Here is a 7249-nt window from a genome sequence, read left to right on the forward strand (position 1 = left end):
AGGGTGACGGCGGCGGGCTTCGAGGCGGTACGGCCCGACGCGGCGGTGGTCTCCGTACGGGCCCCCTCGCCCGAGGCCGCCGTGCGGTGGGCGGCCGACTGCCGGACCGCGGGGCTCGCGGTGGGCTGCTTCCGGCCGCCGTCCGTGCCCGACGGCATCTCGCGGCTGCGGCTGACCGCCCGCGCGGACCTGTCGGACCGGCAGATCGAGGAGGCGGCCGCCACGGTCGTGAGGACCGCGCCGGCCGCCTGAGGTGCTCGGGGTGGATCAGATCCGCCCGGCGGCCCCTTCGCGGGGGCCGTCGAGCGGGTGGAACGTCCCGTCGCCCAGTCCTCCGAGGAAGGAGGACCAGGCGGCGGAGGTGAACACGAGGGCGGGGCCGGCCGTGCGCTTGGAGTCGCGCACGGCGACGGTCCCCGGGCCCGGGTCGGCCGTCTCGACGCAGTTGTTCATTCCGGTGCTGTAGCTGCTGCGCCGCCACACTGCGCCGCAGAGGGTTGATGCGGAAGGTACGTACCGAGGCATTGCGGACATGGTGCCTCCCTACGCGCCGTCGTGGATCCCGGCGATGAAATCCAATGAGTTCTCGTGCGAGAGGGCGTGCGTCCGCAGCGTGGAGAATGCCGCGCCGTACGCCCGGAGGTCTTCTTTCCGCTCCAAGTAGAGGCTACTCGTCAAGTGGTCGAGAACAACCACATCCAGATCAGCAATGCGCGGAAACGAGAAGATAACAAAAGGCCCGGTGATACCGATGTGGCCACTGCTGGAGAAGGGCAGGACGTGCAGCCGCACATGCCCCTGCGACCCCGTCTCCACCAGATGCCGCAACTGCCCGGCCATCACCTCCCGTCCACCCACCTCGTGGCGGAGCACGGCCTCGTCCAGCACCGCGCACAATTCCAGCGGCTTCTCGCCCCGCAGCACCGACTGCCGCGCCATGCGCACCCGCACCAGCTCCTCGACCTGCTCCGGCGGCGGGTCGTTGAGCGCAGCCCGGGTCACGGCCCGGGCGTAGGCGGGGGTCTGGAGGAGCCCCGGCACCACGGCGGTCTCCAGGGTGCGCAACCGCGACGCCTCCGACTCCAGGCTGATGAAGTCCAGATAGGCGGAGGGCAGCAGATTGCGGTAGGCGTACCACCAGCCGCGCCGCCCTCCCTCGGCGTCGGCCGAGCCCGCGCCGCACAGCGCACCCAACAGGGCGCGCAGCTCCGGGTCCGTCACCTGATAGGCGTCCAACAGCAGTGCCACGTCCGCCGACTTCACGCCACTGCTGCCGGTCTCGATCCGGCTGACCTTCGACTGGTGCCAGCCCACCGCGCGGGCGGCGTCCAGGCTGGTCAGCCCGGCGAGCTCACGCTGGCGACGTAATTCCGCGCCGAGTTTGCGGCGGCGCACCGCGGGTCCGTATCGCATCAGCCCTCCCTACCGCCCGAGGTGAACACGTACACGCCGGTGTCAAGGGACCAGTGTGCCGCCCGAATACGGTTTCGCGTCGTAGAGTTCACCACTTCGAGCGACAGATATATGCATATCTCGGGGGATCGCCCCCATGACGGTCGCGGTCGGTGGCACTCTGTCGCGACAGAGCCGTCCGGGACCACTTTCGACTTCAGTGCGCGAAGCGTCGCGAGGCATCGACAGTCCGGTCCCGGTGGGAAAGGGACAGTGCCATGGCCGACCACCAAGAAGCCACCGTCACTCTGCCGAGTGCCCCCGCCTCGGTCTCCACGGCCCGCCGTTACGTCACCGGAGTGCTGGCCGAGTGGGGAGTCGCGGGCGGTACGGACACCGCCGAGACCGTGCGCCTGATCGTCTCCGAGCTCGCCACCAACGCCGTGCAGCACACCCGTGGACAGTCGCCGACCTTCACCGTGGACATCCACCTCGACCGGGAGTTGCGGATCGGGGTGACGGACAGTCATCCACGCTATCCCCGCCGGCTGCCGGCGGCCGTGCAGCAGGACAACGGCCGGGGTCTGGTCATCATCCGCTGCCTGACCGCCGAGCACGGCGGGCGGCTGTTCTTCACGCGGACCTCGGACGGCGGCAAGACCGTGTGGATCTCGCTGCCGTGGACCGTGCCGGTCGGCGCCGAGCGCTGAGGAGCCCACGGCCCCCCGCACGGCGTGCGGAGGGCCCGGGGCGGCGGTGCGGTGGTGCCCTGGCTCAGTTCACCCGGCCGTAGCGGACGCTGCTGGTCCAGATCCGCTCCAGGCGGACGACGGCGCCGGTCTTGGGCGCGTGCCAGATCTTGCCGTCACCGGCGTATATGCCGACGTGGTAGATGCCCCGTCCGGAGACGAAGAACACCAGGTCGCCCCGGACGCGAGAGGCGCGGGAGATGTGACGTGTGCCGTTGTACTGCTGGGCGGCCGTTCGGGGCAGGGTCTTGCCCGCCCGCTTGAAGGAGTAGAGCGTCAGGCCCGAGCAGTCGAAGCGGTACGGGCCGGTGGCGCCCCACTGATAGGGGGAGCCCTGTTTCGAGGCCGCGATGCTCAGTGCCGTGGTCGAGACGGACGAGGCTTCCGCGTCGGTCGCCCCGCCCGGTACCAGCACCGTGGCACCGACGGCGGCGAGAGTGAGAGCCGAGGCCGCGCCGGCCTTCGACAGCTTTGCCGGAAGCTTGGACGGACGTTTGTGAGCGCCCATGGTGTGCCAACCCTTCGTCAGCCGCCTGTGAAGGATGACCTGTCGGGTTCGGGCAGGCGAAGGTTGCCCGGCCGTCTCAACGGCTTCACCCCAAGGGCCGACCGCACTACTCTGGTCGTCCCACCGTGCTTGGGTCCTCCATCCCCACCGATGCGTTCGGTCGACCCGGCATCCAGGCAGCGGCAGGGTTCGGCGTCCGCCTGGACCGCCCCGCCGGGATGGCGGGGTCTTGTCGTCGACCGGATCTTGGCGCAGCCCTGGTACGGATTCCGAGCGGATCCAGGGGTATGTGAGGCTGATCACTTCTGGGCAATTCCGCTGGACATGGAGTGAGTTGACCGTTTCGGTGTGACCTTGTTGAGCCGCTGGCCTGCGGCCCGTCACCGCCGTTCCGGCGCGGCGTGCGTGCCCGGTTGAAATCGATCACCGCGCGCGTCTACGTCACCCTCCGACGTCTGCGGGAGCGCTGTTTATTCGCTCGCCGACCCGGGGTCCGTGGGTGTGGGCGGGGGTGTGAGCGGGAGAGCGACCCGACGCGCCCGCCGCTCTCCGTCCAGGACGAGCATCGCCCGCGCCAGGGTGCCCGCGTGCACCTCCCGTTCGCCGCGTTCGTACATGACTGCGAGCGCGTCCCGCAGTTGGGCGGCGGCGACGACCAAGGTCTGCGCCGCCCGTAGCCCGCCGTACGTGTCCTGCGCGCGGGCCGGATTGATCCGGCCCAGGAGATCCAGTACGTGCAGATAGCAGTCGACGACCTCGCCCTCGGCCCGGGTCAGGGCCGGCAGCGGCGGCAGTTCGGGGGGCAGCACGGCGGATCACCGCGCGCGGTGGAGAAGGTCCTGCTGCTTGCGGCTGGAGGTGAGCCGGTCGACGAGCCCGTAGGCCAGCGCACCCTCGGCGTCGAAGATCTTGTCGCGTTCGGTGTCGCGTCGGATCCGCTCCGCGCTCTGCCCGGTGTGCCGGACCAGCATCTCCTCGACAGTGTCCCGGGTCCGCAGCAGTTCCGCCGCCTGGATGCTCAGATCCGACGCCTGCCCGCGGACCGGCTCGGCGAGCGACGGCTGGTGGATCAGCACCCGCGCGTGCGGCAGCGCCAGCCGCTTGCCGGGCGTCCCGGCCGCCAGCAGCACGGCGGCGGAGGACGCGGCCTGCCCGAGGCAGATCGTCTCCACGTCGCAGCCGACGTAGCGCATGGTGTCGTAAATGGCGGTCATCGCGGAGACCGAGCCGCCGGGGGAGTTGATGTAGAGCGAGATGTCCTGGTCGGGCCCCGCGTGCTCCAGATACATGAACTGCGCGATGACGTCGTTGGCGCTGGCGTCGTCGACCGGCGTGCCCAGGAAGACGATGCGCTCGGACAGCAGCTTGGAGTAGGGGTCCATGGAACGGGTCCCGTAGCTGGTGCGCTCGGTGAACTCCGGCAGGACGTGGCGTGCGGTGGCGTGGTGCATCGCGGCTCCCCTGTCTGTAAAAAATGTACAGGACGTACGTCCCGTTAGAATGCTGAGCATGGCCTACGAAATTCCTGTGACGCAAGCCCGAGCCGAGCTCGCGGATCTGATCAACCGCGTCGTCTACGGCGGTGAACGCGTGGTCGTCACGCGGCACGGCAAGCCGCTCGTGGCCCTGGTGTCGGCCGCTGACCTGCAACGACTTGAAGAGGGGGAGCCGACGGAGGAGGAGCGCGTGATCAGCACGGTCTCCACCGTGCGGCCGCTGTCGTCCGCTCCCGGCGAACGCGGCCGGTTCGGCATCGCCGCCCGGCACCAGGGGGCCGACGGCCGGCAACGGGGGACCGACGCCCGGCACCAGGGAGCCGACGGCCGGCGCGCGGAGGACTGACCGCCTCGGGGGCCCCGTCCACCTCCGGCCATGGATGCGCAAAGAGCCAGTTAACGCGTTGGAAAAGGTTGCGCTCTAATCTGCAATCCCTGGCCGTCCGATGAAGAACCCCAGGTCAACAGTGTGTAGAACACAGGTATGTGCCTGGCGTGTTCGACCGGGACGCCTGGCTCTCCAGTGAGGTGGACGCATGCAACTCTCCCCGCACGAGCAGGAACGCCTGCTCCTCCATGTGGCCGCCGACGTCGCGGAGAAGCGGCGGGCCCGCGGACTGCTGCTCAACCATCCCGAGGCGGTGGCCCTGATCACCGTCCACCTCCTCGAAGGCGCCCGGGACGGGCGCACCGTGGCCGAGCTGATGTCCTCCGGGCGCAAGGTGCTCACCCGCGCCGAGGTGATGCCGGGCATCCCCGAGATGATCCACGAGGTGCAGGTCGAGGCCACCTTCCCGGACGGTACGAAGCTCGTCACCGTCCACGGGCCCATCGGCTGACGGGGGAGACCGCCATGATTCCCGGAGAGATCCTGACCGCCGCCGAGCCCGTACGCCTCAACCAGGGGCTGCCGCGCACCCGGCTCACCGTCCTCAACGCCGCCGACCGACCCGTACAGGTCGGCTCCCACTACCACTTCGCCGAGGCCAACCCGGGCCTGGTCTTCGACCGCGCCGCCGCCCACGGCAAGCGGCTGTGCGTCGCCGCGGGCACCGCCGTGCGCTTCGAGCCCGGCCTCCCCGTCGAGGTCGACCTCGTGCCCATCGGCGGCAAGCGCGTCGTGGAAGGGCTGCGCGGCACGTGCGGAGGGCCGCTCGATGACTGAGATGAGCCGTGCCGCCTACGCCGAGCTGTACGGGCCGACCGCCGGCGACCGGATACGCCTCGCCGACACCGACCTCCTGATCGAGATCGAGGAGGACCGCAGCGGCGGTCCCGGCCACGCCGGAGACGAGGCGGTCTTCGGTGGCGGCAAGGTCATCCGCGAGTCGATGGGCCAGGCGCGCACCACCCGGGCCGAGGGCGCGCCCGACACGGTCGTCACCGGTGCCGTCGTCCTCGACCACTGGGGCATCGTCAAGGCCGACATCGGCATCCGCGACGGCCGGATCACCGGCATCGGCAAGGCCGGCAACCCCGACACCATGGACGGCGTCCACCCCGACCTCGTCATCGGCCCCGAGACGGAGATCATCGCCGGCAACGGCAAGATCCTCACCGCGGGCGCCGTCGACGCCCACGTCCACTTCATCTGCCCCCAGCTCGCCGACGAGGCCCTCGCCTCCGGCGTCACCACGCTCGTCGGCGGCGGCACGGGCCCGGCCGAAGGCAGCAAGGCCACCACCATCACCCCCGGCTCCTGGCACCTGGCCAGGATGTTCGAGGCGATGGAGGGTTATCCCGTCAACATCGGCCTGCTCGGCAAGGGCAACACCGTCTCGTACGACTCGATGCGCGCCCAACTGCGCGCCGGCGCCGTCGGATTCAAGATCCATGAGGACTGGGGCGCGACCCCCGCCGTGATCGACGCCTGCCTGGCGGTGTGCGAGGAGAGCGGTGCCCAGCTCGCCATCCACACCGACACCCTCAACGAGGCCGGGTTCGTCGGCGACACCCTCGCGGCCATCGCCGGCCGCTCCATCCACGCCTACCACACCGAAGGCGCGGGCGGCGGCCACGCGCCCGACATCATCACCGTCGTCTCCGAGGCGAACGTCCTGCCCAGCTCGACCAATCCGACCCGCCCGCACACCGTCAACACCGTCGACGAACACCTCGACATGCTGATGGTCTGCCACCACCTCAATCCCGCCGTGCCGGAGGACCTCGCCTTCGCCGAGTCCCGGATCCGGCCCGGCACCATCGCCGCCGAGGACGTGCTGCATGACCTCGGCGCGATCTCCATCATCTCCTCCGACTCCCAGGCCATGGGCCGCATCGGCGAGGTCGTCCTGCGCACCTGGCAGACCGCCCACGTCATGAAGAGACGGCGCGGCGCCCTCCCGGGCGACGGGCCGGCCGACAACCGGCGGGCCCGCCGCTATGTCGCCAAATACACCATCAATCCCGCCGTCGCCCAGGGCCTCGACCGCGAGATCGGTTCCGTGGAGACCGGCAAGCTCGCCGACCTCGTCCTGTGGGAACCGGCCTTCTTCGGCGTCCGGCCGCAGCTGGTGATCAAGGGCGGCCAGATCGCGTACGCGCAGATGGGCGACGCCAACGCCTCCATCCCCACCCCGCAGCCGGTCCTGCCCCGTCCCATGTTCGGCGGAGTCGGCCGCGCCCCGGCCGCCAACTCGCTGAACTTCACCACCCAATGGGCCCTGGACGACGGCCTGCCCGAACGGCTGGGCCTCGGCAAGCGCTTCGTGCCGATCCGTTCCACCCGCGGCCTGACCAAGGCGGACATGCGGTGCAACGACGCCCGCCCCCGCGTCGAGGTCGACCCGGACACCTTCACCGTCACCATCGACGGCGACGTCGTCGACCCCCGGCCGGTGGCGGAACTGCCCATGGCGCAGCGGTACTTCCTCTTCTGATGGCACATCAGCACACCTCGCCCGCCGCCCGCGCCGCGCTGCTCGTACTCGCCGACGGGCGGTTCCCCGCCGGTGGACACGCGCACTCCGGCGGGGCCGAGGCCGCCGTGAAGGCCGGGCGGGTCCGGGACGGCGCGACGCTGGAGGAGTTCTGCCGGGGGCGGCTGCACACCGCCGGGCTGACCGCGGCCGGCCTGGCGGCGGCCGCGGCCGCCGGCCTCGACC

The 7249-nt window shown here is 70.7% G+C and carries 11 protein-coding genes, 1 pseudogene and 1 riboswitch; of the genes and pseudogenes, 7 read left to right on the forward strand and 5 right to left on the reverse strand.

Going from position 1 to position 7249, the window contains the following annotated elements; genetic code table 11:
* The coding region (locus J7E86_RS29330; RefSeq protein WP_215085847.1) for an aminotransferase class I/II-fold pyridoxal phosphate-dependent enzyme at positions 1 to 252 on the forward strand (252 nt) is incomplete at its 5' end.
* Between the two features lie 15 nt (positions 253 to 267).
* Here the strand turns inward: J7E86_RS29330 and J7E86_RS29335 are convergent.
* Positions 268 to 453 carry a DUF397 domain-containing protein gene (locus J7E86_RS29335; protein ID WP_374223877.1) on the reverse strand — a complete coding sequence of 62 codons (186 nt, stop codon included), beginning with the start codon at positions 451 to 453 and terminating at the stop codon, positions 268 to 270.
* 90 nt (positions 454 to 543) lie between these two features.
* Positions 544 to 1413, reverse strand: a complete 870-nt coding sequence (locus J7E86_RS29340; RefSeq protein WP_215085849.1) for a helix-turn-helix transcriptional regulator — start codon at positions 1411 to 1413, stop codon at positions 544 to 546.
* Between the two features lie 257 nt (positions 1414 to 1670).
* Between J7E86_RS29340 and J7E86_RS29345 the strand changes: the two genes are divergently transcribed.
* The gene (locus J7E86_RS29345; protein ID WP_215085850.1) at positions 1671 to 2102 is read left to right on the forward strand and encodes an ATP-binding protein; all 432 of its coding nucleotides are present in this window, start codon (positions 1671 to 1673) and stop codon (positions 2100 to 2102) included.
* Between the two features lie 64 nt (positions 2103 to 2166).
* On the opposite strand, the gene J7E86_RS29350 is transcribed toward J7E86_RS29345, so the two are convergent.
* The 3 genes from J7E86_RS29350 to J7E86_RS29360 form a co-directional block, all read right to left on the reverse strand.
* Complete coding sequence (locus J7E86_RS29350; RefSeq protein ID WP_215085851.1) at positions 2167 to 2649, reverse strand: C40 family peptidase; 483 nt, start codon at positions 2647 to 2649, stop codon at positions 2167 to 2169.
* A 7-nt stretch (positions 2650 to 2656) separates the two neighbouring features.
* A riboswitch (cyclic di-AMP (ydaO/yuaA leader) is annotated at positions 2657 to 2854 on the reverse strand.
* 265 nt (positions 2855 to 3119) lie between these two features.
* Positions 3120 to 3458 (reverse strand): hypothetical protein, encoded by a 339-nt coding sequence (locus J7E86_RS29355; RefSeq protein ID WP_215085852.1) that lies wholly within the window; start codon positions 3456 to 3458, stop codon positions 3120 to 3122.
* Between the two features lie 6 nt (positions 3459 to 3464).
* Positions 3465 to 4100 carry an ATP-dependent Clp protease proteolytic subunit gene (locus tag J7E86_RS29360; RefSeq protein WP_215085853.1) on the reverse strand — a complete coding sequence of 212 codons (636 nt, stop codon included), beginning with the start codon at positions 4098 to 4100 and terminating at the stop codon, positions 3465 to 3467.
* 58 nt (positions 4101 to 4158) lie between these two features.
* On the opposite strand from J7E86_RS29360, the gene J7E86_RS29365 reads away from it, so the two are divergent.
* The 5 genes and pseudogenes from J7E86_RS29365 to J7E86_RS29385 all read left to right on the forward strand — a co-directional run.
* The gene (locus J7E86_RS29365; RefSeq protein WP_215085854.1) at positions 4159 to 4491 is read left to right on the forward strand and encodes a type II toxin-antitoxin system Phd/YefM family antitoxin; all 333 of its coding nucleotides are present in this window, start codon (positions 4159 to 4161) and stop codon (positions 4489 to 4491) included.
* 190 nt (positions 4492 to 4681) lie between these two features.
* Positions 4682 to 4984, forward strand: coding sequence for an urease subunit gamma (locus J7E86_RS29370; RefSeq protein ID WP_215085855.1), 303 nt, complete (start codon positions 4682 to 4684; stop codon positions 4982 to 4984).
* 14 nt (positions 4985 to 4998) lie between these two features.
* On the forward strand, positions 4999 to 5310 hold the full coding sequence (locus J7E86_RS29375) for an urease subunit beta (protein ID WP_215085856.1): 312 nt from the start codon (positions 4999 to 5001) through the stop codon (positions 5308 to 5310).
* A complete protein-coding gene (locus tag J7E86_RS29380) occupies positions 5303 to 7024 on the forward strand; it encodes an urease subunit alpha (RefSeq protein WP_215085857.1) in 1722 nt (573 codons plus the stop codon). The genes J7E86_RS29375 and J7E86_RS29380 overlap by 8 nt, the downstream gene beginning before the upstream one ends.
* Positions 7024 to 7249: pseudogene (locus J7E86_RS29385) on the forward strand (urease accessory protein UreF); the annotation flags it as partial. The gene J7E86_RS29380 and the pseudogene J7E86_RS29385, both read left to right, overlap by 1 nt.

It is taken from the genome of Streptomyces sp. ISL-11, from assembly GCF_018614525.1.
Classification (GTDB): domain Bacteria; phylum Actinomycetota; class Actinomycetes; order Streptomycetales; family Streptomycetaceae; genus Streptomyces.